Source organism: Streptomyces sp. NPDC088812 (genome assembly GCF_044750285.1).
GTDB lineage: Bacteria > Actinomycetota > Actinomycetes > Streptomycetales > Streptomycetaceae > Streptomyces.
The window spans coordinates 196,030-222,550 of record NZ_JBIVJP010000009.1 but is presented as its reverse complement, the minus strand read 5'-3'; the positions used below and the strand labels follow the sequence as shown (position 1 = coordinate 222,550).

General features: G+C 71.1%; 27 protein-coding genes and 1 pseudogene. 9 read left to right on the top strand and 19 right to left on the bottom strand.

What is annotated here, in order from left to right:
- Positions 1-5: 5 nt before the first annotated feature.
- The 8 genes from ACIP67_RS18345 to ACIP67_RS18310 form a co-directional block, all read right to left on the bottom strand.
- Positions 6-1,604, bottom strand: coding sequence for an acyl-CoA carboxylase subunit beta (locus ACIP67_RS18345; protein ID WP_401692811.1), 1,599 nt, complete (start codon positions 1,602-1,604; stop codon positions 6-8).
- Positions 1,601-3,268, bottom strand: coding sequence for an acyclic terpene utilization AtuA family protein (locus tag ACIP67_RS18340; RefSeq protein ID WP_401692809.1), 1,668 nt, complete (start codon positions 3,266-3,268; stop codon positions 1,601-1,603). Before ACIP67_RS18340 ends, ACIP67_RS18345 begins: the two co-directional genes overlap by 4 nt.
- Entirely contained in the window at positions 3,265-4,059 is a 795-nt protein-coding gene (locus ACIP67_RS18335; RefSeq protein ID WP_401692807.1) for a TIGR03084 family metal-binding protein, read from the bottom strand. The genes ACIP67_RS18340 and ACIP67_RS18335 overlap by 4 nt, the downstream gene beginning before the upstream one ends.
- 227 nt (positions 4,060-4,286) lie before the next feature.
- Positions 4,287-5,651: a hypothetical protein gene (locus ACIP67_RS18330; protein WP_401692806.1), complete on the bottom strand. Its 1,365-nt coding sequence runs from the start codon at positions 5,649-5,651 to the stop codon at positions 4,287-4,289.
- Between the two features lie 280 nt (positions 5,652-5,931).
- Positions 5,932-6,864 carry an EamA family transporter gene (locus ACIP67_RS18325; protein WP_401692805.1) on the bottom strand — a complete coding sequence of 311 codons (933 nt, stop codon included), beginning with the start codon at positions 6,862-6,864 and terminating at the stop codon, positions 5,932-5,934.
- 116 nt (positions 6,865-6,980) lie between these two features.
- Complete coding sequence (locus tag ACIP67_RS18320) at positions 6,981-9,254, bottom strand: ABC transporter ATP-binding protein (protein WP_401692803.1); 2,274 nt, start codon at positions 9,252-9,254, stop codon at positions 6,981-6,983.
- Positions 9,255-9,364: 110 nt separating this feature from the next.
- Positions 9,365-9,487 carry a hypothetical protein gene (locus tag ACIP67_RS18315; RefSeq protein ID WP_401692802.1) on the bottom strand — a complete coding sequence of 41 codons (123 nt, stop codon included), beginning with the start codon at positions 9,485-9,487 and terminating at the stop codon, positions 9,365-9,367.
- A gap of 250 nt (positions 9,488-9,737) precedes the next feature.
- Positions 9,738-12,716: an FAD-linked oxidase C-terminal domain-containing protein gene (locus ACIP67_RS18310; RefSeq protein WP_401692800.1), complete on the bottom strand. Its 2,979-nt coding sequence runs from the start codon at positions 12,714-12,716 to the stop codon at positions 9,738-9,740.
- A 155-nt stretch (positions 12,717-12,871) separates the two neighbouring features.
- Here ACIP67_RS18310 and serC point away from each other — a divergent pair, with 155 nt between their 5' ends.
- A complete protein-coding gene (gene serC / locus ACIP67_RS18305) occupies positions 12,872-13,990 on the top strand; it encodes a phosphoserine transaminase (protein WP_401692798.1) in 1,119 nt (372 codons plus the stop codon).
- A 101-nt stretch (positions 13,991-14,091) separates the two neighbouring features.
- Here serC and ACIP67_RS18300 read toward each other — a convergent pair whose 3' ends face one another.
- Positions 14,092-14,457, bottom strand: a complete 366-nt coding sequence (locus ACIP67_RS18300) for a putative quinol monooxygenase (protein WP_401692797.1) — start codon at positions 14,455-14,457, stop codon at positions 14,092-14,094.
- Positions 14,458-14,608: 151 nt separating this feature from the next.
- Between ACIP67_RS18300 and ACIP67_RS18295 the strand changes: the two genes are divergently transcribed.
- Together ACIP67_RS18295 and ACIP67_RS18290 are read left to right on the top strand one after the other, a co-directional pair.
- Positions 14,609-15,181: a TetR/AcrR family transcriptional regulator gene (locus ACIP67_RS18295; RefSeq protein WP_401692796.1), complete on the top strand. Its 573-nt coding sequence runs from the start codon at positions 14,609-14,611 to the stop codon at positions 15,179-15,181.
- 54 nt (positions 15,182-15,235) lie between these two features.
- On the top strand, positions 15,236-16,174 hold the full coding sequence (locus ACIP67_RS18290) for an SDR family NAD(P)-dependent oxidoreductase (RefSeq protein ID WP_401692795.1): 939 nt from the start codon (positions 15,236-15,238) through the stop codon (positions 16,172-16,174).
- Between the two features lie 35 nt (positions 16,175-16,209).
- Here the strand turns inward: ACIP67_RS18290 and ACIP67_RS18285 are convergent.
- Positions 16,210-17,225: pseudogene (locus tag ACIP67_RS18285) on the bottom strand (IS630 family transposase).
- Between the two features lie 232 nt (positions 17,226-17,457).
- Between ACIP67_RS18285 and ACIP67_RS18280 the strand changes: the two are divergent.
- The gene (locus tag ACIP67_RS18280) at positions 17,458-17,760 is read left to right on the top strand and encodes an ArsR/SmtB family transcription factor (protein ID WP_401692794.1); all 303 of its coding nucleotides are present in this window, start codon (positions 17,458-17,460) and stop codon (positions 17,758-17,760) included.
- A gap of 48 nt (positions 17,761-17,808) precedes the next feature.
- Here the strand turns inward: ACIP67_RS18280 and ACIP67_RS18275 are convergent, their stop codons facing one another.
- Genes ACIP67_RS18275 through ACIP67_RS18260 form a run of 4 tightly spaced genes read right to left on the bottom strand, consistent with a single transcriptional unit; the run spans position 17,809 to position 19,242 of the window.
- On the bottom strand, positions 17,809-17,988 hold the full coding sequence (locus tag ACIP67_RS18275; protein ID WP_401692792.1) for a DUF397 domain-containing protein: 180 nt from the start codon (positions 17,986-17,988) through the stop codon (positions 17,809-17,811).
- Positions 17,989-18,002: 14 nt separating this feature from the next.
- On the bottom strand, positions 18,003-18,182 hold the full coding sequence (locus ACIP67_RS18270; RefSeq protein WP_401692790.1) for a DUF397 domain-containing protein: 180 nt from the start codon (positions 18,180-18,182) through the stop codon (positions 18,003-18,005).
- A 14-nt stretch (positions 18,183-18,196) separates the two neighbouring features.
- Positions 18,197-18,376 carry a DUF397 domain-containing protein gene (locus tag ACIP67_RS18265; RefSeq protein WP_401692789.1) on the bottom strand — a complete coding sequence of 60 codons (180 nt, stop codon included), beginning with the start codon at positions 18,374-18,376 and terminating at the stop codon, positions 18,197-18,199.
- Positions 18,373-19,242, bottom strand: a complete 870-nt coding sequence (locus ACIP67_RS18260) for a helix-turn-helix domain-containing protein (RefSeq protein WP_401692788.1) — start codon at positions 19,240-19,242, stop codon at positions 18,373-18,375. Before ACIP67_RS18260 ends, ACIP67_RS18265 begins: the two co-directional genes overlap by 4 nt.
- Positions 19,243-19,379: 137 nt before the next feature.
- On the opposite strand from ACIP67_RS18260, the gene ACIP67_RS18255 reads away from it, so the two are divergent.
- Positions 19,380-19,811 (top strand): ATP-binding protein, encoded by a 432-nt coding sequence (locus ACIP67_RS18255; RefSeq protein ID WP_401692787.1) that lies wholly within the window; start codon positions 19,380-19,382, stop codon positions 19,809-19,811.
- Positions 19,792-20,073: a hypothetical protein gene (locus tag ACIP67_RS18250; protein ID WP_401692785.1), complete on the top strand. Its 282-nt coding sequence runs from the start codon at positions 19,792-19,794 to the stop codon at positions 20,071-20,073. The genes ACIP67_RS18255 and ACIP67_RS18250 overlap by 20 nt, the downstream gene beginning before the upstream one ends.
- Here ACIP67_RS18250 and ACIP67_RS18245 read toward each other — a convergent pair.
- Positions 20,063-20,911: a helix-turn-helix domain-containing protein gene (locus ACIP67_RS18245; RefSeq protein WP_401692784.1), complete on the bottom strand. Its 849-nt coding sequence runs from the start codon at positions 20,909-20,911 to the stop codon at positions 20,063-20,065. The genes ACIP67_RS18250 and ACIP67_RS18245 overlap by 11 nt on opposite strands.
- 18 nt (positions 20,912-20,929) lie before the next feature.
- Positions 20,930-21,682 (bottom strand): DUF6879 family protein, encoded by a 753-nt coding sequence (locus ACIP67_RS18240; RefSeq protein WP_401692782.1) that lies wholly within the window; start codon positions 21,680-21,682, stop codon positions 20,930-20,932.
- Positions 21,683-21,872: 190 nt separating this feature from the next.
- Between ACIP67_RS18240 and ACIP67_RS18235 the strand changes: the two genes are divergently transcribed.
- Both ACIP67_RS18235 and ACIP67_RS18230 read left to right on the top strand, forming a co-directional pair.
- The gene (locus ACIP67_RS18235) at positions 21,873-22,097 is read left to right on the top strand and encodes a DUF397 domain-containing protein (protein ID WP_401692781.1); all 225 of its coding nucleotides are present in this window, start codon (positions 21,873-21,875) and stop codon (positions 22,095-22,097) included.
- 7 nt (positions 22,098-22,104) lie between these two features.
- On the top strand, positions 22,105-22,575 hold the full coding sequence (locus ACIP67_RS18230; protein ID WP_401692780.1) for a hypothetical protein: 471 nt from the start codon (positions 22,105-22,107) through the stop codon (positions 22,573-22,575).
- 90 nt (positions 22,576-22,665) lie between these two features.
- Here the strand turns inward: ACIP67_RS18230 and ACIP67_RS18225 are convergent, their stop codons facing one another.
- The 3 genes from ACIP67_RS18225 to ACIP67_RS18215 all read right to left on the bottom strand — a co-directional run bounded on the left by ACIP67_RS18225 (position 22,666) and on the right by ACIP67_RS18215 (position 25,650).
- Positions 22,666-24,207: a cellulase family glycosylhydrolase gene (locus ACIP67_RS18225; protein WP_401692778.1), complete on the bottom strand. Its 1,542-nt coding sequence runs from the start codon at positions 24,205-24,207 to the stop codon at positions 22,666-22,668.
- 155 nt (positions 24,208-24,362) lie between these two features.
- Entirely contained in the window at positions 24,363-24,752 is a 390-nt protein-coding gene (locus ACIP67_RS18220) for an iron chelate uptake ABC transporter family permease subunit (RefSeq protein WP_401692777.1), read from the bottom strand.
- A complete protein-coding gene (locus ACIP67_RS18215) occupies positions 24,655-25,650 on the bottom strand; it encodes a WD40 repeat domain-containing protein (protein WP_401692775.1) in 996 nt (331 codons plus the stop codon). The genes ACIP67_RS18220 and ACIP67_RS18215 overlap by 98 nt, the downstream gene beginning before the upstream one ends.
- 110 nt (positions 25,651-25,760) lie before the next feature.
- On the opposite strand from ACIP67_RS18215, the gene ACIP67_RS18210 reads away from it, so the two are divergent.
- A complete protein-coding gene (locus ACIP67_RS18210; protein ID WP_401692774.1) occupies positions 25,761-26,438 on the top strand; it encodes a GDSL-type esterase/lipase family protein in 678 nt (225 codons plus the stop codon).
- Positions 26,439-26,521 lie beyond the last annotated feature (83 nt).

Sequence of the window (26,521 nt, the reverse complement as noted above, 5' to 3'; positions counted from 1 at the left end):
GGGCCTCACATCCGGAAGACGCCGAAGCCGCCGCGCGCGCCCTCGTAGGGCGCGGTGTGGACGGCCGACAGGCACAGGCCGAGGACGGTGCGGGTGTCGCGCGGGTCGATGACGCCGTCGTCGTACAGCCGCCCGGACAGGAACATCGGCAGGGACTCGGACTCGATCTGCTGCTCGACCATCGCGCGCAGGGCGGCGTCGGCCTCGTCGTCGTAGGGCAGGCCCTTCGCCGTGGCCGACTGGCGGGCGACGATCGACAGGACTCCGGCGAGCTGCTGCGGGCCCATGACGGCCGACTTGGCGCTGGGCCAGGCGAACAGGAAGCGGGGGTCGTAGGCGCGGCCGCACATGCCGTAGTGGCCGGCGCCGTAGGAGGCGCCGATGAGGACGGACAGGTGCGGGACCCTGGAATTGGACACCGCGTTGATCATCATCGCGCCGTGCTTGATGATGCCGCCCTGTTCGTACTCCCTGCCGACCATGTAGCCGGTGGTGTTGTGCAGGAAGAGCAGGGGGATGTCGCGCTGGTTGGCGAGCTGGATGAACTGGGCGGCCTTCTGGGACTCGGCGCTGAAGAGCACGCCCTGGGCGTTCGCCAGGATGCCGACGGGATAGCCGTGGAGGGTGGCCCAGCCGGTGACCAGGCTCGTCCCGTACAGCGGCTTGAACTCGTCGAAGTCGGAGGCGTCGACGATCCGGGCGATCACCTCGCGCGGGTCGAAGGGCACCTTCAGGTCGCCGGGGACGATGCCGAGCAGTTCTTCGGGGTCGTACTTGGGGGGCGCGGCCGGGCCCGGGTCCTCGTAGGCCTTGCGGTGGTTGAGGCGGGCGACCACGCGCCGCGCCTGGCGCAGGGCGTCGCGTTCGTCGACGGCGAAGTGGTCGGCGAGGCCGGACACGCGCGCGTGCATCTCCGCGCCGCCCAGGGACTCGTCGTCGCTCTCCTCGCCGGTGGCCATCTTCACCAGCGGCGGGCCGCCGAGGAACACCTTGGCCCGCTCCTTGACCATGATCACGTGGTCGGACATGCCGGGGACGTACGCGCCGCCGGCGGTGGAGTTGCCGAAGACGACCGCGACGGTGGGGATGCCGGCCGCCGACAGCCGGGTGAGGTCCCGGAAGATCGCGCCGCCGGGGATGAAGATCTCCTTCTGCGAGGGCAGGTCGGCGCCGCCGGACTCCACCAGGCTGATGCAGGGCAGCCGGTTGGCGAGCGCGATGTCGTTGGCGCGCAGGGCCTTCTTCAGCGACCAGGGGTTGCTGGCGCCGCCGCGCACGGTGGGGTCGTTGGCGGTGATCAGGCACTCCACGCCCTCTACGGTCCCGATGCCGGTGACGAGCGAGGCGCCGACGGTGTACTCGCTGCCCCAGGCGGCCAGCGGTGACAGCTCCAGGAAGGGCGTGTCGGGGTCGAGGAGCAGCTCGATGCGCTCCCGGGCGAGGAGTTTGCCGCGCGCACGGTGCCGGGCGACGTACTTCTCGCCGCCGCCCGCCAGCGCCTTGGCGTGCTCGGCGTCGAGGTCGGCGAGCTTGGCGAGCATGGCCTCGCGGTGCGCGCGGTGGTCGGGGCCGTTGGGGTCCAGCACCGACGGCAGGACGGTCACAGCAGGACCTCCGGGATGTCCAGGTGGCGGGAGCGCAGCCATTCGCCGAGGGCCTTGGCCTGCGGGTCGAAGCGGTGCTGGGAGGCGACGCCGTCGCCGAGGAGGCCCTCGACGACGAAGTTCAGGGCGCGCAGGGCGGGCAGGGCGTGGCGGGTGACGGTCAGTCCGCGGCTCTCCGGGATCAGCTCGCGGAAGCGGTCCACGGTCAGGGTGTGGGCGAGCCACCGCCAGGCCTGGTCCGACCGCGCCCACACGCCCACGTTGGCGTCGCCGCCCTTGTCGCCGCTGCGGGCGCCGGCGACGAGGCCGAGGGGGGCGCGGCGCACCGGCCCGGCGGGCGGCGGCTCGGGCAGGGGCGGTTCCGGCAGGTCGGCGAGGGCGAGGGCGTCGGGGGGCGGCGGCACGGGGACGCGGCGCCCGTCGTGGAGTACGGCCAGGTGGTCGACCTCGTCCTGGGAGACGTACGCGGCCTCGAACACGCCGTACGGCGCGCCCTTGCCGGGTGGGGCGAGCATGTGGAAGCCGGGGTAGCTGCCCAGCGCCAGCTCGACCGCCGCGCCGCTGAGCGCCCGTCCGACGACGGCCTGGTCGGGGTCGCGCACGACGAGCCGGAGCAGGGCGCTCGCGGTCTCCTCGGTGCCGGCGTCGGGCCGGTCGGTGCGGACCGGTTCCCAGCGCACGTCGGCGGCCTTGGCGAGCGCCGGTTGCAGTTGCTCGCGGACCAGGGCGGCCTTGGCCTCGACGTCGAGGCCGGTGAGGACGAGGACGACCTCGTTGCGGAAGCCGCCGAGGCGGGTGCGGCCGATCTTGAGCGTCGGGGGCGGGGGCTCGCCGCGCACGCCGTCGATCCGGACCCGGTCGGGGCCGTCCTGGGTGAGCCGTACGGTGTCCAGGCGGGCGGTGACGTCCGGTCCCGGGTACCGGGCGCCGGCCGTCTCGTACAGCAGTTGGGCGGTGACCGTGCCGACGTCGACGAAGCCGCCGGTGCCCGGGTGCTTGGTGATCACACAGCTGCCGTCCTCGTGCAGTTCGGCGAGCGGGAACCCGGGGCGGCGGACGTCTCCGTCGCGGAAGAAGGCGTAGTTGCCGCCGGTGGCCTGCGTCCCGCACTCCAGGACGTGCCCGGCGACGACCGCGCCCGCGAGCCGGTCGTACTCCGTGGGGCCCCAGCCGAAGTGGGCGGCGGCGGGACCGGTGACCAGGGCCGCGTCCGTCACCCGGCCGGTGACCACGACGTCGGCGCCCTCGCGCAGGCAGGCGGCGATGCCGAAGCCGCCGAGGTAGGCGTGGGCGGTGAGGCTGCCGGGGTGGCCGGGGCCGACGTCGTCGCCCTCGACGTGGGCGACGCGGACGGGGACGCCGAGGCGTTCCGCCAGTGCGCGTACGGCGTCGGCGAGGCCGGCCGGGTTGAGGCCGCCGGCGTTGGTGACGAGGCGGACGCGGCGGTCGTGGGCGAGGCCGAGGCACTCCTCCATCTGGCGCAGGAAGGTGCGGGCGTAGCCGGCGGCGGGGTCCTTCAGCCGGTCGCGGCCGAGGATCAGCATCGTGAGTTCGGCGAGGTAGTCGCCGGTGAGGACGTCGAGCTCCCCGCCGGTGAGCATCTCGCGCATCGCGTCGAAGCGGTCGCCGTAGAAGCCGGAGGCGTTGCCGATGCGCAGGGTCACTCCCTGTCCCCCTTCGGGGGGCGTCCGCCGCCGGGCGGGCCGGCGAAGGCCTGGGCGATGTCCAGCCAGCGGTCGGCGTCGGGGCCCTCGGCGCGCAGGGCGAGGTCGGTGCGGTGGGCGCGCTGGGTGACCAGGAGGCAGAAGTCGAGGGCGGGGCCGGTGACGCGCTGCGCGGCGTCCTCGGGGCCGTAGGTCCAGTGGTCGCCGGAGGGGGCGACGAGTTTCACGTGAAACGGCTCGGTGGGGGCGGGGAGCCCGTGGACGCCGTACGCGAAGTCGCGGGTGCGGAACCCGAGGAAGGCGATGTGCCGGATCCGGTCGGTGGGGGTGCGCGGGACGCCGAGCGCGTCGGAGACGTCCAGGCTGTGCGCCCAGGTCTCCATCAGGCGGGCGGTGGCCAGGGAGGCGGTCGACATGGGCGGCCCGTACCAGGGGAAACGGGCGCCGGGCGGGGCCTCGCGCAGGGCCCGGTCGAGGGCGGTCCGCCCGTCTCGCCAGCGGCTGAGGAGTTCGACGGGCGGGAGACGGGCGCCGTCCTCCGCTCCGTCGTCCACGAAGGAGTTGGGTGCGGCGAGCGCCTTCTCGACCAGGATCTGGAAGGCCTCCGGGTCGGTCGCCGCGAGGTGGGCGGAGTGGTCCGTCCAGGCGAGGTGGGCGATCTGGTGGGCGATGGTCCAGCCGGGGGCGGGGGTGGTGAGGGTCCACTGCGTGGGGGTCAACTCGGCTACCAGGCGGTCGAGTTCGTCGCTTTCGGCGCGTAGGTCGTCGAGGACGGGCGTCGGGTCGGCCATGGGGAGGAGCATGGCAGCGGGGGTAGAAACAAGCAAGCATGCTTGCATGGATTTATGGGGTGGGCCGACCCTCGGAGGATCGGCCCGGCTCCCGGCCAGGCCTCCCGCTCCGCGGTGTCCCGCTCGGGACTCGGGGCGCATCGCGGAGCGGGGCGTGCCGCTGGGGCGGTTGCCGCTCGGGTCGGTTGCCGCTCGGGCGCTTGCGGCTCGGGCGGTTGCCGCTCGGGTCAGTTGCCGCCCGGCTCGGAGTCGCTGTAGGCGAACGGTCCGGCGGCGCCGTCTCCGGCCCTGCGCCGGCCGGCCTGCTGGTGCGCCTCGTACATCGCGCTGCCCGCGGAGGCCGGGTTGGACACCACCCAGCCCCTGGGCAGCGCCCGCCCCGTGACGGCGTCCCACACTTCGGCCGCGAAGCTGGTGCAGTTGTAGCGCAGGAAGTTGTAGGGCCGCCCGGACCGCTGGTGGGCCCGCTGGTACCCGCGGACGACATCCGTCAGCGACACCTGTTCGGAGACCTTGTCGGTGTAGGTGGAGTGCGGTTCGGGGCAGCGGACCATACCGGGCACGTTCTGTACCGGCCCGGCGCCGGCCTCCGGGTAGAAACCGAACGAGATGCGTTTTCTGCTGTTGGTCTCCAACTGGATCCAGACATGCCCCACCTCGAATTCACGGTAGAAACCCGGACTGGTCCAGGGCTTTCCGCGATCGGCCTTGACCGTGACCTTGTACGCATGCGCCTCGCCGTCGGCCACGCTTTTCCTGATGAACGTCCGCAGAGGGGCGAGCAGTTCGTTCAGTGGAAGGTCAGGAACTCCATGGAGGCCGCGTATCCCCCTGTGGAGTGCCACGGCGGCGCGTGCGTCATCGGCCGCGGCACGCGCGGATTCCTCAACGGTCTCGGGGGCCCAGCCCTTTCCATAGTATTTCTCGTCGAAGATCCTCGTGTAAGTGGAGCGGAATGCGTGCTCGAACTCCACGGCTTCTCTCGATCGAGGCGCTACATCGATGGTGCTCGTCTCGTGGGCGGCCCAGACTGCCGCGGAATTCACCCATTGCGTGAGGGTGTCCCTCTCCTCGGCGGTCGTATCCGGTCCCGGCCCGCCGATACGGAGAGCGACATTCCACGCGATCGCATGGGCCGTCTGGGCGGGCGACATCGCGGGCGGCGACTCCCGCCGGGGCGGCGAGGCGGGGCGGGCGGCCGCTCGCGGGCCCGGACGGCGGTCCCGGCCCCGCTCGGAACCGGAGTGGTCGGAGTAGTCGGAGTGGTCGGCGTCGTACCCGGCGTTCATCTTGACGGGGTCGTAGCGCATCATGCGCTGCACCGACGGCGTGCCCGCCCCCGCCGTCGGGGACTCACCGGCGTCCTCGGTCCGCTGATGGCCGCAGCCGGCGCCGTGCTGGTGCTGAGCCCAGGAGTGGCCCGACTGCCGGAGCATCTGGACGACCGCCGCGTTGCCCGCGGCGCCCTGCTGCGCCAGCAGGGCCCGCGAGGGCGTCGTGTCGCCCGGGCTCGGCGCTTTCCTGGTCGTACGTGCGGGAGAACGGCCGGGCTCGGCACCGTCGCGGCGGGTGGTTGTTTCGTGGACGCGCATCGCAGCCTTCGGGGTCGGCACTGTCGTGGGTCGCCACCACCCCCCTGGGAGCCATGGGGGGTGGAACGGCCGGTATGCGCAGAGAAACGAGCCATATGCGGAACCGGTTCACCGTGTGGTGAACCGGCCGCCGCCAAGGAATCGGTCGGGCAGCTCGGTCTTGAGGCCCCAGGCCGCCTCGGGCCTCGGTGGCTCGGGGCTCGGTGGCTCAGGGCTCGGGGCTCGGTGGCTCAGGGTTCGGGGCTCGGTGGCTCAGGCCTGAAGCCTCGGGCCTCGGGCCTCAGGCCTCCGGGACCGGGGGCCTGCCCCGGCCCACCTGGGTGCGGACCGCACCCATGCTCGCCGCGATGACGAGGGCGATCGCGGCCGCCTCCATGGCGGACAGGGCCTGGTCGAGGACGAGGAAGCCGGCCGCGGCCGCGAGGGCGGGCTCCAGGCTCATGAGGATCGCGAAGGTGGAGGCGGGCAGGCGGCGCAGGGCGAGGAGTTCGAGGGTGTAGGGAAGGACGGAGGACAGCAGCGCCACCGCCGCGCCCAGGCCCAGCGTCACCGGGTCGACCAGTTTCGCGCCCGACTCGGCGATGCCCAGCGGCAGGAAGAGCAGCGCACCCACCGCCATCGCCAGCGCCAGCCCGTCGGCCTGCGGGAAGCGGCGGCCGGTACGGGCGCTGAACACGATGTACGCCGCCCACATGCCGCCCGCCCCGAGCGCGAACGCGACGCCCACCAGGTCGAGGTCGCCGAATCCGCCGCCTCCGAGCAGGAAGACCCCGGCGAGGGCCAGCCCGGCCCAGACCACGTTGACCGCCCGGCGCGAGGCCAGCACGGAGAGGGCGAGCGGGCCGAGGACCTCCAGGGTGACGGCCGGGCCGAGCGGAATGCGGGCGACGGCCTGGTAGAAGAGGCCGTTCATCCCGGCCATGGCGACGCCGAAGGCGACGACCGTGCCCCAGTCGGCCCGCGTGTGCCCGCGCAGGCGGGGCCGGCAGACCAGCAGGAGGACGACGGCCGCGACCACCAGCCGGAGCGTCACCACCCCGAGCGCGCCCGCCCTCGGCATCAGCATCACCGCGAGCGCCCCGCCGAACTGCACGGAGACACCGCCGGCGAGCACGAGGCCGACCGGCCCGAGCGAGCCGAGGCGGCCCGGGGCGCCCACCTCGTCGACGGCGGAGGCCGGCCGGGTGGGGGTGGCGGTGTCGGAGGTGCTCACGGGCGGTCCTGGGGGTTCGGCGCGACAAGAACGTGCAGCCTGATGTACTGCCGAGTCCAGGGTAATGGACCTGTGTCAGGTGTGTGAAGCGGTTATGCCAATGTCCCAGGATATGGTCAGAGCCCCGCCCAGGGCACCTCGTCACGGAAGAGGGGGCGGCCGTCGTCGAGGACGGTCGGGATCCCCTCGGGCGGGACGTACTCGTAGTGATCGTGCTCGTAGGGATCGTGCCCGTAGTGCTCGTGGGCCTGCTGGTACGCGTACGGGGCGGACTGCTGGGGCAGCACCTGGGTCGCCTGCTGGGCAAGCATCTGTGTCGCCTGCTGCGCCATCTGCTGCGTCATCTGCTGAGGGAGCAGCTGGGTGGCCTGCTGAGCCATCGGCTGCGGGATCAGCTGGGTGGCCTGCTGAGCCATCGGCTGCGGGATCAGCTGAGTGACCTGCTGAGCCATCTCCTGGGGGAGCAGCTGGGCGACCTGCTGATACATCTCCTGGGCGGCCTGCTGGTACATCTGCTGGGGTACCTGCTGGTGGGCGTCGGCGGCGGCCGCGTAGTCGTACGCCGGCTGCTGCGGTGCCTGCGTGTCGAACAGCGGCAGCCGTAGCTCGCCCGTGTCCATCATGGCGTTGTTCTGAGAGCGGTGCAGCCGCGCGTACGCCCCTCCCCGGGCCAGCAGCTCGTCGTGCCGGCCGGTCTCCACGATGCGGCCGTGGTCGATGACGAGGATGCGGTCGGCGTCGGGGGCCAGGTTGAGGTCGTGGGTGATCATGATGGTCGTGCGGCCCGTCATCAGGCGGCGCAGGGGCTTGACCACCCGGCGCGCGGCCATCGCGTCCAGGCCGGTCGTCGGCTCGTCGAGGACCAGGACCGGCGCGTCGCGCAGGATGGCCCGTGCGATGGCGAGGCGTTGCATCTGGCCGCCGGAGAGCCGGGCCGAGTTGGGGTCGACCCTGGTGTCGTAGCCCTCGGGCAGCTTCTCGATGAAGTCGTGCGCGTCGGCCGCCCGCGCCGCCTCCACGATGGCCTGCTCGCTGGCGCCGGGCCGGCCGCAGGCGATGTTCGCGCGGACGGTGTCGTGCAGGACGAGGGTCTCCTGGGGCAGGAGCGTGATGTACTCGCGCAGCCGGGCCAGCGGGAAGTCCCGCAGGGGGACGCCGTCGAGGCGGACCGTGCCGGAGTCGGGGTCGTAGAAGCGGAGCAGCATCTTGGAGACCGTGGACTTGCCCGCGCCGCTGGGGCCGGTCACGATCACCAGCTCGCCGGGGTGGACGGTGAAGGAGAGGTCCCGCAGGGCGATGCCGTCCGCGCCCGGATAGCGGAAGGACACGTCCGTCAGCTCGACGCGGCCGTCCGGGCGGCCGGTGTCCGTTTCGCGCCGGGGGTCGCTGACCGAGGGCCGTACGTCCAGGATCTCGATCAGCCGCTCGGCGCCCGCGGTGGCCGCCGTGATGGTGAGCCCGAGCTGGGCCAGGCCGCGCACGGGCGGGTAGAGGTAGCCGAGGAAGGCGGAGAAGGCGAGCAGTTGGCCGAGGGTCATCCGGCCGGTGGAGATCTCCCAGGCGCCGATGCCGATGACGGCGAGCACGCAGATCGTCTCGATGACCGCCACGAGCTGTTCGTACGCCTCGTTCAGCCGGGTCGAGCGGACGGACGCCCGGAACCAGGCGGTCGCCTCCTCGTTCAGCCGCCGCCGCTCGGCGTCGCGCCGGTCGTAGGCCTGGGTGAGGACGATGTTGCCGAGCGACTCCTCGACCACGGAGGTGATCGCGCCGTCGGCGACCCGGCCCTCGCGCGCGACCGATTTGATGGAGCCGGAGAAGCGGCGGGCGGCCAGCCAGAACAGGGGCGCGAGGATGAAGGTGGCCGCGGCCAGGTCCCAGCGCAGCCAGAAGGCGGCGGCCGAGTAGAAGAGGGCGCTGAAGAGGGCGGAGCCGGCGCCGACCAGCCCGGACACGACCATCGTCTCGATGGCCTCGACGTCGCCGGTCAGGCGGGACAGCAGGTCGCCCTGGCGGTGGTTCTGGAAGAAGTGCGGCGGCAGCCGCTGGACATGGTCGAAGACCTGCTCGCGCAGCCGCATCACGAACCGTTCGGTGGTCCAGGCGGCGAGCGAGTTGCCCGCGTACGCGATGACCGCGCCGATGGTCGCCACGACCAGCCACTGGCCCGCGGGCTTCCAGAACGCGGCCAGTGAGCCCTCCTGGAGGGCGTGGTCGGTGAGCTCGCTGAAGAGCAGGATGGCGGCGGTCTCGGCGAGCGCGGCCAGCACCGTGCACAGCCAGACCACCATGAGGCGTCCGCGCAGCCCCTTCGTCAGCGGCCAGAAGCGGCGGAAGGCGACGCGGGCGGGAATGGTGGGCGTTTCGTATTCGTATTCATCGTCATCCACGCCGCATTCCCCTTGCCCGAACGGGAATCAAGTCCCCTGGTTCACGAATTCACGCAGAAATGAGGGTCGGCTGTGCACGACCGACCCCCATTCACGGCTTCAGGGCCGAATCAGCAGTCGCCGCCGGCGATCGGCTTGGGAAGCGGCTTCTTGGCGGCCTTCTTCGGCTGCGGCGGGGGCGGGAGCTGCTTCGTCTTGGGCTTCGGCAGGGGAGCAAGCTTCTTGAGGCTCATTCCAACTCCTTGGATTGCGCTGTACCTGAGGTTTGTCGCCGAGGAAATCCCCGAACCGACGTCACAGAACCTACACGCTTGTGTTGCAGTTCAGCGGTAAAAAAGGCAAAGCAGCGCTGTGAATACCATGGGAGAACCTGGGAGTTGGGTCAGCAGCCGCTCCGCTCGTCATGTTTCCGTCATCTGTTGTCGCCGCTCCGCTCGTCATGTTTCCGTCACTGTTGTCGCCGCTTCTTCCGTCATGTTTCCGTCATCTCTGGTGAGGAGTCGGCCCCCCGCCGTCCCGGGTCAGTGCCTGTGCGAGCACCTCCGCGAGATGGCGTCCGCGCACCCCCGCCAGCTGCTCCAGCTGGGTCCGGCAGGAATAGCCGTCCGCCAGCACGACCGCTCCCTCGGGCGCCCGGCGCACCGCGGGCAGCAGCTGTTCCTCCGCGCAGGCCTTCGACACCTCGTAGTGGCCCCTCTCGAAGCCGAAGTTCCCGGCGAGGCCGCAGCAGCCACCGCTCAGGTCACCGGTGAGGCCGGCGGCCTCGCGCAGGCGGCGGTCGGCGGTGTCGCCGAGGACCGCGTGCTGGTGGCAGTGGGTCTGGCCGGTCACCGGGCGGTCCAGGCGGGGCGGTCTCCAGTCGGGGGCGTGGCGTTCCAGCGTCTCGGCGAAGGTGAGGACCCGCGCGGCCAGGCGGGCCGCGCGCGGGTCGTCGTGCAGCAGCTCCGGCAGGTCCGTGCGGAGCGCGGCCGCACAGCTCGGCTCCAGGACGACGACCGGGACGTCCGTCTCCAGCACCGGGGCCATGAGGTCGAGCGTGCGGCGCAGGACCGCGCGGGCGCGGTCGAGCTGGCCCGTGGAGAGGTACGTCAGGCCGCAGCAGACCCGGCTGCGGCGGGCGGTGAGCAGGGCGGCCGCGGACCTGGACCGCCCGTCCCCGACCGGCCGTCCGCGCATCCGCAGGGTCGGCGGCAGCGCGACCCGCAGGCCCGCCGCCTCCAGTACGGCGACGGCCGCCCGGCCCACGGACGGTGAGAGGTACTCGGTGAAGGTGTCCGGCCACAGGACCACCAGGTCGCCGCCGGTACCGGGCGCGGCCTCCCGCCCCCGCGACGCGAGGTCGCCGCCGGTACCGGGCGCGGCCTCCCGCCCCCGCGACGCGCCGCTGCCGGGGACCGGCGCCCTCCTGCGCCACCACCGGCTGAACGTCTCCCGGGCCAGCCGCGGGATCCGCCGCTCCGGCGCGATCCCGCCCACCCTCTTCATGACCAGGGCGAGCGGCCGCAGGGAGGCGAGCGCGTTGACGACGGACGCCGTACCCGTACGGGCCACCGCGCGCAGCCACTGCGGCAGCCGGCCCATGCTGTAGTGGGCGGCCGGGCGGCGGCGCCCGGCGTAGTGGTGGTGCAGGAACTCCGCCTTGTACGTGGCCATGTCGACGCCGACCGGGCAGTCGGAGCGGCAGCCCTTGCAGGACAGGCACAGGTCGAGGGCGTCCCGGACCTCCGTAGAGCGCCAGCCGTCGGTGACCAGCTCGCCGGCGAGCATCTCGTGGAGCAGGCGGGCCCGGCCGCGTGTGGAGTGCTCCTCCTCGCCGGTGGCCCGGAACGACGGGCACATCACGGCCGGCCCGGTCGCCGTCGTCGTACGGCACTTGGCGACGCCGACGCAGCGGCGGACCGCGGCGGAGAAGTCGCCCCGGTCGCCGGGGTAGCCGAAGGCGACGTCGACGGGCCCGCGGGGCAGGACGGCGAAGCGGAGGTTGGCGTCGAGGGGCTCGGGGCGGACCAGCATGCCCGGGTTGAGCAGGTCGTCCGGGTCCCAGACGGCCTTCGCCCGCTCGAAGAGGCGGACCAGGTCCGCGCCGTACATCCTCGGCAGGAGTTCGGCGCGGGCCTGTCCGTCGCCGTGCTCGCCGGAGAGGGAGCCGCCGTGGGCGGTGACCAGGTCGGCGAGTTCCTCGGAGAAGCGGCGGAAGCGGGCCACGCCCGGCTCCGTCAGCAGGTCGAAGTCGATGCGGACGTGGATGCAGCCGTCGCCGAAGTGGCCGTAGGGCGTGCCGCGCAGGCCGTGGGAGGTGAGCAGGGCGCGGAAGTCCCGCAGGTAGGCGCCGAGCCGGGCAGGCGGGACCGCGCAGTCCTCCCAGCCGGGCCAGGCCTCGGAGCCGTCCGGCATGCGGGTCGCCGTACCGCTCGCGTCCTCCCGGACGCGCCACAGGGCGCGCTGCCCCGCCGGGTCGGTCACGACGGCCGCGTCGACGACGTCCGCCGCGCGCACGACCGCCTCGGCACGCGCGCGTGCCTCGGCCGCCGTCTCCCCGCCCGTCTCGACGAACAGCCAGGCCGCGCCGCGCGGCAGGCCGGCGGCCGACGGCACGAGGTCGGCGGCCATCCCCTCCACCGTCAGCGGCCGGTGCGGCAGCAGCCCGGCCGCGGCGTCGGCGGCGGCGCCCTCGTCGGCGTACCCCAGCACCGCCAGCGCCCGCGCGCGGGGCGCCTCGACGAGGTCGACGACCGCTTCCGTGAGCACGGCCAGCGTGCCCTCCGAGCCGCAGAGGGAGCGGGCGACGTCGGCGCCCCGCTCCGGCAGCAGCGCGTCCAGCGCGTACCCGGAGATACGGCGGGGCAGGTCGGGGAATCCGGTGCGCAGCCGGGCCGGCTCGTTCTCCACGAGGTCGCGCAGCCCGTCCGGCGCGCCCGCCCAGCCCCGGCCGGGCCGCAGCCGCTGTCCGCGCGCGGTGATGACGGACAGCTCCCGCACGTTGTCCGCGGTCGTCCCCCAGGCCACCGAGTGGGAGCCGCAGGAGTTGTTGCCGATCATGCCGCCGAGCGTGCAGCGGCTGTGGGTGGACGGGTCGGGGCCGAAGCGGAGGCCGTGCGGGGCGGCGGCCTCCTGGAGCCGGTCCAGCACCAGCCCCGGTTGGACGACGGCCGTCCGGGTGACGGGATCGAGGGCGGTCAGCCGGTTCATATGACGGGTGAAGTCCAGCACCACGCCCGTGCCCGTCGCCTGCCCGGCGATCGACGTGCCCCCGCCGCGCGCCACGACCGGCACCCCGCGCGTCCGGCACACCTCCAGCACCGCCGCCACGTCCTCCGCGTCGCGCGGCGCGACCACGCCCAGCGGCACCCGCCGGTAGTTGGACGCGTCCATGGTGACCAGCGCGCGGGAGGTGACGTCGAAGCCGACGTCACCGCGCACGGCCCTGCGCAGTTCACCCTCGAGATCCCCGGGATCGGTCATGGGTCCAGCATGCACCTCGTCACTGACAGTGACGACGAGTTCGGCCTTGCGCGGGGTCGCCTCGTACATCCGTACAGGTCCGAAGGCCGGGAATCCCGTCTCATCCGACGGGACACGTTTCCGTAGGGTTTCGCCCAGGGGATACGCTCCGCCTCGTGGCTGAGATCCAGATTCCTGCTGACATCAAGCCCGCCGACGGTCGATTCGGCGCGGGCCCCTCCAAGGTGCGGGTGGAGGCGCTGGACGCCCTGGCCGCCACCGGCACGTCCCTCCTCGGCACCTCCCACCGCCAGGCCCCGGTCAAGAACCTGGTCGGCCAGGTCCGGGAAGGCATCCGCGAGCTGTTCCAGCTCCCCGAGGGCTACGAGGTCATCCTCGGCAACGGCGGCTCCACCGCGTTCTGGGACGTGGCGACGCACGGCCTGATCGAGAACAAGTCGCAGCACCTCAACTTCGGCGAGTTCTCCTCCAAGTTCGCCAAGGCCGCCAAGCTGGCGCCGTGGCTCGCCGAGCCCACCGTGATCGCCTCCGACCCGGGCACGCACCCCGAGCCGGCGGCCGAGGCGGGCGTCGACGTCTACGCCTTCACGCACAACGAGACCTCCACCGGTGTCGCCGCCCCGCTCAAGCGGGTCGAGGGCGCCGACGAGGGCGCGCTGGTCCTGGTGGACGCCACCTCCGGCGCCGGCGGCCTCCCGGTCGACATCGCCGAGACGGACGTCTACTACTTCGCCCCGCAGAAGTCCTTCGCCTCCGACGGCGGCCTGTGGATCGGTGTGTTCTCCCCCGCCGCCCTCGAGCGCGCGGAGCGCATCCACGCGTCCGGCCGCCACATCCCGGAGTTCTTCTCGCTCCCCACGGCGATCGACAACTCCCGCAAGAACCAGACGTACAACACCCCGGCGCTGGCCACCCTCTTCCTGCTCAACCAGCAGCTGGAGTGGATCAACGGCCAGGGCGGCCTGGACTGGTCCGTCCGCCGCACGGCGACCTCCGCCCGCACGCTCTACGGCTGGGCCGAGGACGTCAAGTACGCCAACCCGTTCGTGACCGACCCCGCCAAGCGCTCCCAGGTCATCGGAACGATCGACTTCTCCGACGAGGTGGACGCGGCGGCCGTCGCCAAGGTCCTGCGCGCCAACGGCATCGTCGACACCGAGCCCTACCGCAAGCTCGGCCGCAACCAGCTCCGCGTCGCCATGTTCCCGGCGATCGACCCGACGGACGTCGAGGCGCTCACCAAGTGCATCGACTACGTCATCGAGAAGCTGTAGTCACTGCGTGAACGACAGCGAGGGCGCCCGGCGGATCTCCCGCCGGGCGCCCTTCGCCGTCACCCCGGCCCGGCGCCGCCGCCGTTCCCCGAGGGACCGGGCTACGCGTCCTGCCGCGGGGGCAGGGCCGGGGACCCGGTCGCGGAGTTCGCGGTCAACGGAGTCAGCCAGTGGATCTCCAGGTCCTCGCGCAGATAGTCCATGCGGGTCTCCTGGAACCGGACGAGGTCGGGCTGGGCGAGGTGCCGGCGCAGATCGTCCCCGGAGCGCCACAGCTCGTAGAAGACCAGCGTGGTGGGGTCGGCGGCATCGCGGTGCACCTGGTACTGCCAGGCGCCCGGCTCTTCACGCGTGGGCTCGACGAACGAAAGCAGCAGACGTTCCAGCTCCTCGGCGCGTTCCGGGCGGGAGCGGGCGAATCCGTAGAGGCCGACGGGGCCGCTTCCCTCAGGTATGACAATGTTCATACCTGAGAGGCTAGTGCGGTGACCGCATAGGTTCGCCGGTTCGGCGGTCGTGGCGGTCGGTTATGCGGTGACGTTCGATTCCAGCTGGAGGCGCGGTGGTTAGCCGTTCCCTGTAATTGACTGTCTAGTCACTCTCTTATATTGTGAGGTCATGGCTAGACCACGGAATGAGGATCGGCGCAACGCCATCCTGTCGGCGGCGACCCGCGCCATCGCCTTCCAGGGGCTCGGGGCACCGACAGCAGCGATTGCGAAGGAGGCCGGTGTCTCCAATGGTTCGCTGTTCGTCTACTTCGACACGAAAGCGGCGCTCCTGAACGAGCTCTACGTCGCCCTGAAGACCGAGATGGTGGCGACGGCCCTTGCCGGCCTCCCCGTCGGGAGTGAACCTCGCGAGCGGGTGCTCCATATGTGGATGCAGTGGCTGCGCTGGGCGACGACCAGTCCGGAGAAGCGGCGCGCGCTCGCGCAACTCCAGGTGTCGGACGACATCACCGCCGCCAGCCACCAGGCGGTGAACTCCGCATCCAGCGCCATCGCGGACCTACTGGAGCAAAGCCGCGCGGGAGGGCCGATGCAGGACGCGCCGCTCAGCTTCGTCCTGACGCTCACCAACGCCATCGCCGAAACGACGATCGACGCGATCATCCGCGAACCCGCCGAAGCCGAGACCCTCACCCGCGTCGCGTTCGACGCCATCTGGCGGGTCATCGCCGGCGCCTGACTCCCGGCCGTCACCCGCCCCGCACAGCAGAACCGCGACCGCAAAGGAACCGATATGCCGCCCCCCGAGCGCAGCGCATCCCCTGCCACAGCATGGATCGTCACCGGCCCGACGTCCGGCATCGGCCGTCGCACCGCCTTGGAACTCGCCAGACACGGCACCGTCGTACTGGTGGGCCGAGACCTGAACAAGCTCAACGAGGTGGAAGCCGAGATCAACGCCCGGCCCGGGGGTCACGCGGTATCGGTCGTCTGCGACTTCTCCGACATCCCGAGCGTGCGTCGCGCCGCCGCACAGATCGTCGCACTCGGTCTTCCGCTCGCCGGCCTGCTCAACAACGCAGGCATCATGACGACCCGCGCCGACCGGACCGCGCAGGGCTGGGACCTTTCTTTCACGACCAACCACCTCGGACCATTCACCCTGACGGAGGCGCTCATTCCGCACCTGCCCGAGGATGCGAACGTTGTCTTCACCTGCTCGGGCGTCGAGGACCCCGAGCGCAAGCCCGCGGTCACCGCCGGCTTCCGCGGAGGGCGTTACATCTCCGCCGAAGCAAGTACACGCGGCGAATGGCAGCCCGGCGGATCCTCCAAGCCCGGCTTCGATGCCTACGCCACTTCCAAGCAGGCTAACCTCGCCACCGTCCTCGCCTTGGCACGCGAGACCCCAAAGCTCCGCTTCTTCGCGGTCGAACCCGGCTTCAACCCCGGTACCGGCCTTGGCCGTGACGCGAACGCCGCCCTGCGATTCCTGGCGAAGTACCTGCTCGCGCCGCTGGCACCCCTCATCAAGTACTGGAGCACCCCCAAGCGTGCCGGCAGGCTGCTCGCTGGAGTGCTGACGAGCCAGTCGCATCAGTCAGGGGTTTACTACGACGAGAACGGCAAGCCCATGCTCGGCTCCGCCCAGGTGCGTGACGCTGCATTCAGCGACCGAGTCGTTGCAGAGACCCGCGCCTTGCTCGCCCAGGTTCCCAGCGACACCCGATAGACAGTCCAGTGATCGCACAAGTTCGACGGGCGCGGTCAAGCGGCGGCTTTGAGGGGACGTCCGCCCCAACGGATACCCTTCTCGCTACGGATGCGAGCGCGTTCGCGGCGTTCGGCGGCCAAGACGTCGCGATGGCGCGCGTTGGCGTTGCGCCAGCGCAGGTAGGCGTGAAGGGTCCGTGTCTGGACCGGGTGGTTGGGGTGGTTCGAGTTGGCGACAGTGAACTGCCGCAGCGGTCCGAAATGCGCCTCGATCGGGTTCGCCCAGGACGCGTAGGTCGGAGTGAAGCACAGCTCGACCCGGTCCTTCTTCGCCCAGCGCCGGATTGTCTCTCCTTTGTGGGCGGACAGGTTGTCCAGGATGACGTAGATCGGGGCCCCGTCCGGGCGGGTCGCCCGGATTGACCTCAGCGCGGCCAGGGTGTTCCTGGCGCCCTTCTTGTGGCGGTTGACGCCCCAGAGGGTGTCGTCGCCGACGGAGTAGCAACCGTGGAAGTAGCGCACCCCATGGGTGCGGCGGTAGGTCGCGGGGTGCCGCTCGGGGTGTCCGGAGGCGGCCCAGCCCGAGCCGCCGGTGGGCCGGATGCCGAGCGGGCCGAACTCGTCCAAGGCGAAGACCCGGTCGGGGAAGTGCTCCAGGACGTGCTCGCTTCGGTCGAGCTTGGCGTCGCGCTCGGGGTCCGAGGACTCCTTCCAGGTCTTGGTGCGCTGGAAGGTGACGCGGCGTCGGGCGAGCAAGCACCGTAATGTCTCGCGGCCGATGCGGATCACCCGCCCGTGCACGCGGTGCAGGTAGACGACGAGCTTGCGCAGGGACCAGCGGGTGAAGGGCTGGCCGAGCTTGGTGGGCGGGTGGTGGCCGTCTGGACGACGGAGTCCTCGTCGTCAGGGCTGAGCCGGCGGGGACGGCCTCCCGCCCGGCGAGGGGCCAGGCAGGCCAGCCCGATCTCGTTGAACCGGTGGATCACGTCGCGCACGGTGTCCTCGTCGGCCGCCACCAGCTGGGCAATGACCGGGACGCGGTTCCCGCCAGCCGAGGCCAGCAGCATCATTGCGCGACGGTAGCGCACTGAACTGGTGCTGCCACGACGCACGATCTGCTGCAGCTTCTGCCCCTCTTGGTCGGTCAGCGCACACGGACAGGCTCGGCCACCACACCTCCGCCGGTCGGATCAAAACATCGCCACATATCCAACCGCTCCGACCACCAACCCGGCGAACCTATGCGGTCACAGCACTAGACATGCATCGAGGTACGATTCAAGTCATACCTAAAGGAGGATCGTGGACCTCGGCAAAGTGTTCGCCGCGCTCGCGGACGACTCCCGGCGAAAGGTGATCGCCGAACTCGCGGCCGATCCCGAGGACCAGGAGCGCGCCTGCGGGTCGTTCGGCCTGCCGGTGAAGAAGGCCACCCGTACGCACCACTTCCGGGTTCTGCGGGAGGCGGGCCTGGTGGCGCAGCGCGATCACGGCAACGGAAGCGCGTTGCGGCTGCTCAGGAAGGACATCGAGGAGCACTGTCCCGGCCTGCTGCCGCTCCTCGTGGCCGAACTCGGCCCATCGGGTGAAGGTGAAACCAAGTGATGACCCGAGCGACCGGCACGCGCGTGCCGGACGCCGTCGTACGCCGCGCTATCCGAACTGCCGGATGAACGCCTGCCAGCCGTCACCGGACACGGTGAGGAGAGGGCCGTTTTGCTGCTTGCTGTCGCGGACGGCTCGGCCGTGGTCGGCGGTGGTGGCGACCTCCACGCAGTCGCCCTGCTGTCCGGAGTACGACGACTTCCGGAAGGGGCCTACGATCTCGGTCACAACCAGCCCACTTTCTACGCAAACTGCCGCAAGAACGCCTGCCAGCTGTGCCGGGAGACGATGATCAGCGGGCCGTCTTCCCGCTTGCTGTCGCGGACGGCTCGGCCGCCGGGAGCAGTGTCGGCCACCTCGACGCAGGCGTTCTCCTGCCCCGAGTACGACGACTTCCAGAAGGGGCTTACGACCTCGGTCACAACCAGCCCACTTTCTAGGCGAACTGCCGGATGAACGCCTGCCAGCCGTCACGGGAAACGGTGAGGAGAACGCCGTTTTGCTGCTTGCTGTCACGGACGGCACGGCCGTGATCGGCGGTGACGGCGACCTCCACGCAGTTGCTCTCCGCCTGAGAGTGGGACGACTTCCGGAAGGGGCTTATAACCTCGGTCACGACGCGTCTTCCTTCAAGCTCCGCAGTACGCCCCGGATGAGCTGCGCGCTCGTGTCCGGTGCCAGTGCGGACGAGCGTAGTTGGTCGTACATGTTGGCGTAAGCGGTCAGGTCTGCCGAACTCTCCAGGACCGACGTACCTCTCAGGTTCTCCAGGGTCACCGCTTCGACGGCCGGCTCGACATCGAAGCTGAACGTGGAGAAGGCTGAGGTCACTGCTCCCAGGACACCCGTACTGAAGGGGAGAACCTGCACGGTGACGTTCTTTCGCCTCCCGACCTCCAGGATCGCGGCGAGCTGCTCACGGTGAGTGTCGACGCTCACCAACGGGTGTGCGACAACAGACTCCCAAAGGATGGCGGTGTACGACGCCCCGCCCTCCTCGATCTTCGCCTGCCGTCCCTCACGCACCTTCACCAACTGGGCGACCCGGTCCGGGGCGATGTAGTTGGGACTCCCCGTGGCGATCGCCTCCGCATAGGCCGGGGTCTGAAGGAGACCGGGCACCAGTACCGGCTGCCACTCCCGGATGTACGTCGCGTCGTCCTCCAGCGCGATGTGGTCGACGTAGTCCGGGCGCAGGTGCGCCGCATGCTCGAGCCACCAGCCCCGGTTCTTGGAGTGCTTGGCCAACTCCTCCAGCTTGCCCCGCACTCCGGCATCGGTGACGCCGTACGCGTCCAGCAGCAGGCGCACCTCGATGACGCGAGCGGTGACGTGCCCGCTCTCAAGGCGGCTGATTCTGGCTTGACTTGCCGCGATCACCTCGGCGGCCCGCGGCTGGTCGAGCTTCGCAGCAAGCCGGTACTGCCTGAGCGCCGTACCCAAACGCCTGCTGCGTACCGTCGGCCGTCCACCTGCGGGCATGCGATCTCCCCTCTCCTGCGGCAACGATCCCACACGGGTCGCCGTTACTGACAACCCATCACTCGATCGAGTGGACGCCTGCATGTATTCACTGGAGTTGATTGCTCAGGCGTCGAATACAGCCGTAGCTTCCGGACATGCCCTTCACGGAAACCTTCCGCATCCCCAGGCACCGCCGACACGTGCCCAGCACCCGCCAGCGCGTACGCGAAGCCCTCGCCGACTGGGGAGTCACCGACGACCTCGCCGACGGTGTGACCCTGTTGGCCAACGAACTCGTCACCAACGCCGTGACCCACTGCCGGGTCTCCTACGCCCAGGTCGGCGTCACGCTCATCCACCACGGCACCGCCCTGGTCCTGGAGGTGTCGGACCCCGACCGGGACCGACTCCCCCGGCTCCACCACTCCGGCCCCGACGAGGAGGGCGGACGCGGACTCGCGCTCGTGGAGGCGCTCGCCGACGCCTGGGGATGCCGGCAGGAGCGGTACGCCAAGTGCGTGTGGGCCAGGTTCACGCTCGCGGGGACGGCGACACCGGAGGGGGCTCATGCTCCGGTCGGTTCGTGACGCGGTCCTCCGTCTGCTGACCCGCACCAAGGCGCAGCAGGGGAACCTCGCGCTGGAGGTCCGGGCGCCGGACCCGTACGTAGGTCGGCTCCCGAACCCTCGTGACGCCCGCTGGCGCCGCTGGGCCAAACGCTGCCGGGCGGCCGGCCACTACCTGCCGTTCCCCTGCGAGGACGCGTGCTGGGAGGTCCCGGACCAGCCCCGGCCGTCCTCCTGGCAGACCGAGGACGACGTGGTGCGGCCGTACGTCCTCAGGCCTTGATGCTCCGGCGGACCCGCGCGATCACCTGCTGGGCGTCGGCGCCGAAGACGGCCGCGTCGGCCAGGGTGTCCCAGACCCGACGGTAGAGAGTGATCGTTTCCGCATCGTCGAGCCACAGCTCGGCGTGCCAGTCCTCGACGCTGACCAATCGGTCGTCCAGGATCCAGAACCCGTTCGCCGGAGGCAGACGCAGCGCCGCGTCCAGCGGAAGAATCCCCAGGCGGACGGTGTCCATGCCCACAACGCCCAGCAAACGGTCCAGTTGAGCCGCCAGCACTTCCGGAGGACACACCTGGGCCCGAAGCGCGCCCTCCCACATGACCAGGTTCAACAGCCTGCCCGGCTGGTACAGCCATTCCTGCCGCTTCATACGGGCTCGCACCGCGGCCTCCGCATCCCGTGGGGTGCGCCGGAACTCCGCATAGCGCTCGAAGAGGTTCCGGGCGTAGTCAGCGGTCTGAAGCATGCCGTTGACGACACTGTTGTCCCATACGTGCAAGCTTCGAGACCCTCCCACAAGGGTGTTCCATCGCTCCTGCACCGGGCCATGCCCCGCCGTCAGCTGACGTCGCCAGGAGCGGATATGACTCTCGTAGCCCTTCAGGCGGGCGCGCAGTTCAGCGAAGACCGCAGGCTGTCCGGTGGCCTCGGCCCATGCACGGAGGTCCTCGTCCGTGGGCGTCTGCCTGCCGTTCTCCATTTTACTGACCTTCGACTGCGGCCATCCCAGCCGCTGGGCCAGCTCGGTGCCGGTGAGCCGGCCATCAGGACTTTCGACGCGCAGTTCGCGGAGCCTGCGACCCAGTTCCTCACGCGCCCTCTGATAGTCCGTGCTCACCGATACCCGCTCTTGTCCTTACGACCCGTTGTGCAACTCCGCTGTGAACCGCCGCCACGGAACCGCGTGATGCCAAGCAGCATCCCGCACCATGCAACAGCGCACCACCTCCGCAGGCTCGGTGATCAGGTCCACGTGCGTGAGCTGGTCGTCATCATCGAACCTCAGGAGCGCGATGAGGCGGCTGTCGAACAGCCAGAAGTCCTCGGCGGGAAGCCTGAGCCGGTCCGCGTCGGCGCGCCAGAGGTTGCGGATGTCCTCACCCATGCCGCTGTTCCGCTTGGCGTTGTCGAGGAGGTAGAGCTGACCCGTGGTCGGCTGCTGGTCGACGATGCGCACGCGCTCCACGCGCTTGCCTTGCGCGGTCTGCTCGCGGATGGTCTTGCAGTACGGGTGGTCGTACTTCCACTCGACCTCGCCGGTCTCCACGAACTGCCGGTAGGTGTCGGTCCCCTCATCGCTCGCGTACCGGCGCCGCGTCTCCAGACGCCAAGCGGTGTGCTCGAACTTGGCGAACAGTCCGTTGAACTCGTCCAGTCCGATGGTCCGGAGCTGACGCGTGCGCTCTTTCGGGGTCCAGTCCACCAGCAGCTCCCGCGGCACCACGATCGCGACCTCGCCCTCGGAGAGGTGCTGAAGTTGCGCGACGTCCTCTGCATCGGTGAGAGGAGGACCGTGCACGATCACCTCTCCGCTGTCCACGTCCTCGTGCACGGACGGACACCCGCCATCACCACTACCGGTCCCGTTGAACCGCAACCTGCGTGCCACGCACAACCCCCTCGGGCCTTGACGATGTTGCGCGCCCAGCATCACCGCTCCGCTGAGTGAATGTCCATGCATCCACAGTAGTCACAGGAGAATAATCCCGAATATTTCAGGACTTGCCGACCGCTCCGGACCTACGGTCACCACTCAGAGCGATTGTTCACCTACACAACGCACCGAGAAAGGCACACCCATGCTGAACGGAACCGACATCTACGCCCTCGACCTCTCCGGAGCCTCCTTCGTGAAGGCCTGCGGAGGCCCCTGCTCCGAGGGATGTGTGACCCTGGCCCGCATCGGGGAGGACGCCTGGGCCCTGGGCGACAGCAAGCGGCCGGAGGCGGAGCCGCTCCGTTTCAGCACGGAGGAGCTGAGCGTGGCCGGGATCGACCCCACCCGCTTCGGTCTGCCGATCTGAACGGCCGGTGCACCACCACGCCTACCTGTGGACCGGCCCGAAGGCCCGCTTCGACCAGGAGGCCCTACGGCGGCCGCCGCACCCCGATCCGCCCCCGGCCGGCAGCCGGCCCGAGCTGGTCCAGCGCTACCGCGAGGTGGCCGCCGGGTTCCCCGCGTCGGACCTGCCGCCGCTGGAGACGGCGTACTGGCTGGTCAAGCCGGGCTCGCTGGTGCGGGGGACGTGGCCGGACCCGGCGGAGGCGGCAGCCTGGCTCCGTACACAGGTGAACGCCCACGCTCCCCGGTTCGCCTCCGAGGCCCAGCGCGACGCCGGCCACCTGGCCGCCCTCGCCGCCTCCGCCGCCGACCGGCTGGGGTCGGGCCACGACGTGTCGCTCGGGTTCTACCTCGAACGGCCCTCGTACCTGTCCCTGGCCCTGGTGACCTGCTCCCCGAACCGGGCGAACGCCCACCTCCCCTGCCCGCTGGAGCCATGAAGGGGCACCCGGTGACACCGTCATCGGGCGCCCCTGCCTTACGCCGCCGTACACGCCACGGCCGCCGTACAGCTCACGCCGCCGTACAGCTCACGCCGCCGTGCAGCTCACGCTCGGCACACCCCCGCCCCCGGGCGCGCCCCCGAAGCCGAAGCTCGCCGAGCCACCGGCCGCGACCGAGCCGTTGTGGGCCGCGTTCGCCGCCGTCACCGTCGCGCCGCTCTGGGTGTACGACGCGTTCCACATGCTGGTGACCTGCTGGGCGCCCGGCCAGGTCCAGGTGACCTTCCAGGAGGTGATCGCCGTCGTGCCGGTGTTGGTGACCTTCACGTCGGCGTTGAAGCCGCTCCCCCAGTCGCTGGTGACGGTGTAGGCGGCGGCGCAGGCGGCCGTGGAGCCGGGGTCCTCGGGATCTTCGGGATCCGTGCCGCCCTCCCCCGGGTCGAAGCCCGCCGCCTTGATGCTCGCCAGGTAGCCGTCCTTCACCGTGTCCACGGTCGTCCAGTCGTCCTTGAGGATGCCGCCGGTGTCCCCGGAGTTGGGGTTCCAGGACCAGAAGGTCCAGTGGAAGGAGTCGGCGCCGTACGCCGACGTCGAGCGCAGGTAGTCGACGAGGGCCGCCAGCCACTGCTGGTCGACCGTCGACTGGAGGGTCGTACCGAACTCGCCGAGCCAGACCGGGGCGATGTTCTGCTGGAAGATGTAGCCCCAGTACTTGTCCCAGATGCCGGGCATGTTGGCGGGGAACGACGGATCGCTGAACCAGCTCTGCTGGGCCACGCTCGTCGCGTAGTCGTGGGCGGAGTAGACGAGCCGGTTCGGCACGTCGAGGCGGACGGGGTACTGGGCGACGCCCATCAGGTTGCCGCCCCACCACCCCGAGACGCCGTTGAAGGACTGCACGCCCTCGACGAAGACCAGCAGGTCGGGGTTGACGGCGAGGACGGCGTTGCCGGCCCGCTCGGCGGCCAGGCGCCAGTCCGTCGCCGTGTCGCCGCAGCCCCAGCAGGCGGGGTCGTGCGGCTCGTTGTGCAGGTCGATGCCGACGACGGTGGCGTCACCGGCGTAACGGGTGGCGAGGGAGGTCAGGTTCGCGATCCACGTCGACTCCGGGACCGCCGAGGTGTACCAGAGCGCCGACTGACCGGCGGCGTCCGGGCGGTGCCGGTCCAGGATGACCTTCAGGCCGGACTGACCGGCGTACCCGACGATCTTGTCGAGCACCTGGAGCGAGGTCAGGCCCGCCAGGTCGGCGTTCTTGCCGCCGGAGAAGTCGATGCTGTCCGGCACGGTGCCGCTCTTGAGGATGTCGTCGCTGAACGGCAGCCGGAGGGTGTTGTAGCCCAGCGACGTCATCTGGTCGATCATGCTCTTGTAGTCGCGGGCCCACAGGCCGTGGACGACGTGGTTGGCCGTCTCGAAGCCGAACCAGTTGATGCCGGCGATGCGGACCGGCTGCCCGGCCTCGTCCAGGATCTGACGGCCGCTGGTGTGCCAGTAGCCGGCTCCGGCGTCGGCCGCCACGACGCCGGTCGCCCCGTCGGCCCCGTGGGCGGACGGGGCGGTCGCCGCCAGCGGTAACAGCAGGGCCGCGCCGACCGCGCACAGCGCTCTGCGCAAGGTGCGGAACATGTCGTTGCTTCCTCTCGGGGAGGCGCGGCCCCGGAACGGTGGGAGCGCTCCCACAGCCCGCGCACCTCCCAGGAAACTAACCCTGCATGGCCACGTCAAGAAGCGGGAGCGGGAGACCCGCCCCGAGGGAGCGGTGCCCCTACGGACCTACGGACCTACGGGCCCACTAGCGTCGGCTCCGCAGCGATGACCGTACGGCCGAGGAGGTCGGCGGTGCAGACGGGCGCGACGTCCGGCAGGGTCCGCCCGTACGTCGAACCGGACAGCCAGGTCAGCGCCTTGGTGGCGTCGAACGGATCGGTGAGCACGACGAGCAGGCTGATCAGCGCCGTCGTCCCGGCGGCCACGCCGACGCCGACGAGGACCAGCCGGTTCTGCTGGTAGCCGCCCCGCGCGGCCGGCCCGAAGACGAGCAGCGGGCCGCTCCACGCCGGTCCGCGGTCCGGGTCAGCCGCGACGCCGCAGCCGCCGCAGGCCGAAGACGGCGGCGCACACGACGGCCAGGGCGAGCGCGCCCGTCCGCACGGTGCCGCCCGTCCCCTCACCGTCGCCGCTGCTGCCGGAGGCCCCCGGACTCCCGCTGCCCGAGGGCGACTCGGCGTCCGCCGACGCGCCGGGCGCGTCCTCCGCCCGCACCTCACTGGCGGTGCCCTCGGTGCCGTACAGCAGTTTCGAGCCGTCGGCCGAGTACGTCACGGACTCCCCCTGCCGTTGCAGGGGGACGTCGAGCCGCTCCAGCCGCTCGGGGGTGCCGTCGTTCCAGTCGTAGAGGATGCCGCCGAAGTAGCCGCGGACGGCGAGCCGGCTGCCGTCCGGGGAGAGGGCGGCGTCGGTGGCCCACAGGTCGATGGGGGCGACGGGCTCGTAGACGTTGGTGCCGGACGCGGAGAGCCGGGCCGGACCCGCGTACAGGTGACCGCCGTCCTCCTGCTTGTCGATGATGTAGACGCGCCCGGTCTTCGGGTGCACGACGAGCGACTCGGCGTCGCGGGGTCCGTCGGAGTACCGCACGACGTACTGGGTGGCGCGGACCGACTGGTCCTTCAGCGTCTTCGGCTCGGGCAGCTCGTAGATCCACACGTGGTCCCACTCCACGCCGTCGTTGTCGCCGATGTCGCCGACGTAGATCCGGTCGTCGGGGCCGATGCCGATCGCCTCGATGTCGCGGGGGGTGCCCACGCCGGTCAGGGTGATCGTCGCGACGGTCCTGCCGGTGGCGCTGTCGACCGCGTAGAGGTAGGCGCCGGTGTCCTGGTCGTTGTGCGTCCAGTACACGCCGGGGTGCTGACGGGAGGCCGCCAGTCCGCTGGACTCGGTGATGCGGGAGTCCTCGATGGTGAAGCCCTCGTCCCCGTCGGCGGCGGAGGCGGGCACCGCGGAGACGGGCACCGCGCAGGCGGCCACGAGCAGGGCCCCGGCGAGAAGGGCGAACGGTCGGCGCATGCCCCAAGACTGCCACCCCGCCCGGCTCCTGAGGGCTCGTGGCGGACTCGTGGCGGGCCTCACACCCCACGTGTCTGACCGATCCACCGTCGATCCCCCATGATGAGCGGATGCTCAGGTTGATGCCCGTCGGCGACTCGATGACGATCGGCAGCGCCGGTGAACACACGTGGCGCCACCGCCTGTGGCAGCACCTGTGCGCGACGTACGACGGCCCCTTCACGTTCGTCGGCCCCCGCGAGACGCTGTACGACAAGGCGGTGGACGCGCCCGTCTCGTACGCGTACGCCGACCCCGGATTCCCCCGCCGGCACCTGGCCGGCTGGGGCGAGGGCTGGCTGCACATGGCCCCGCTGATCGGCGAGGCGGTGCGGGCCGGCCGGGCGGACGTGCTGCTGGTCTCGCTGGGCCTGATCGACCTCGGCTTCTACACGAACGCCGAGCAGACCGCGGAGAACGTCCGCGCCTTCGTCGCCGAGGCCCGCACGACCAACCCGCGCGTCCACATGGTCTGGCTCCCGGTGATCCCGAATGTCCGCGCCGCGCACGACGCCCCCTTCGGCGCCCAGGTCGCCGCCTTCAACGAACTCCTGGCGAAGACGGCGTCCGACCTGGACGACCGCACCTCCCCCATCCTCCTGGCCTCGGTCCCGGAAACCTGGGACATCCACACGGACACCTACGACGGCACCCACCCGAACACGAGCGGCGAGCACAAATTGGCGGGGGCGTTCGCGGAGGCGATGCACCAGGGGTGGGACGTGGGCGGCCCGTACCGGGCCGACTGACCACGACGGCTCCGCGTGACCTGGTCACCGTGCGTATCGTTGTACCGCGCGGCCGCACGCGTCGACGGGGCGGCCGGGGAGGA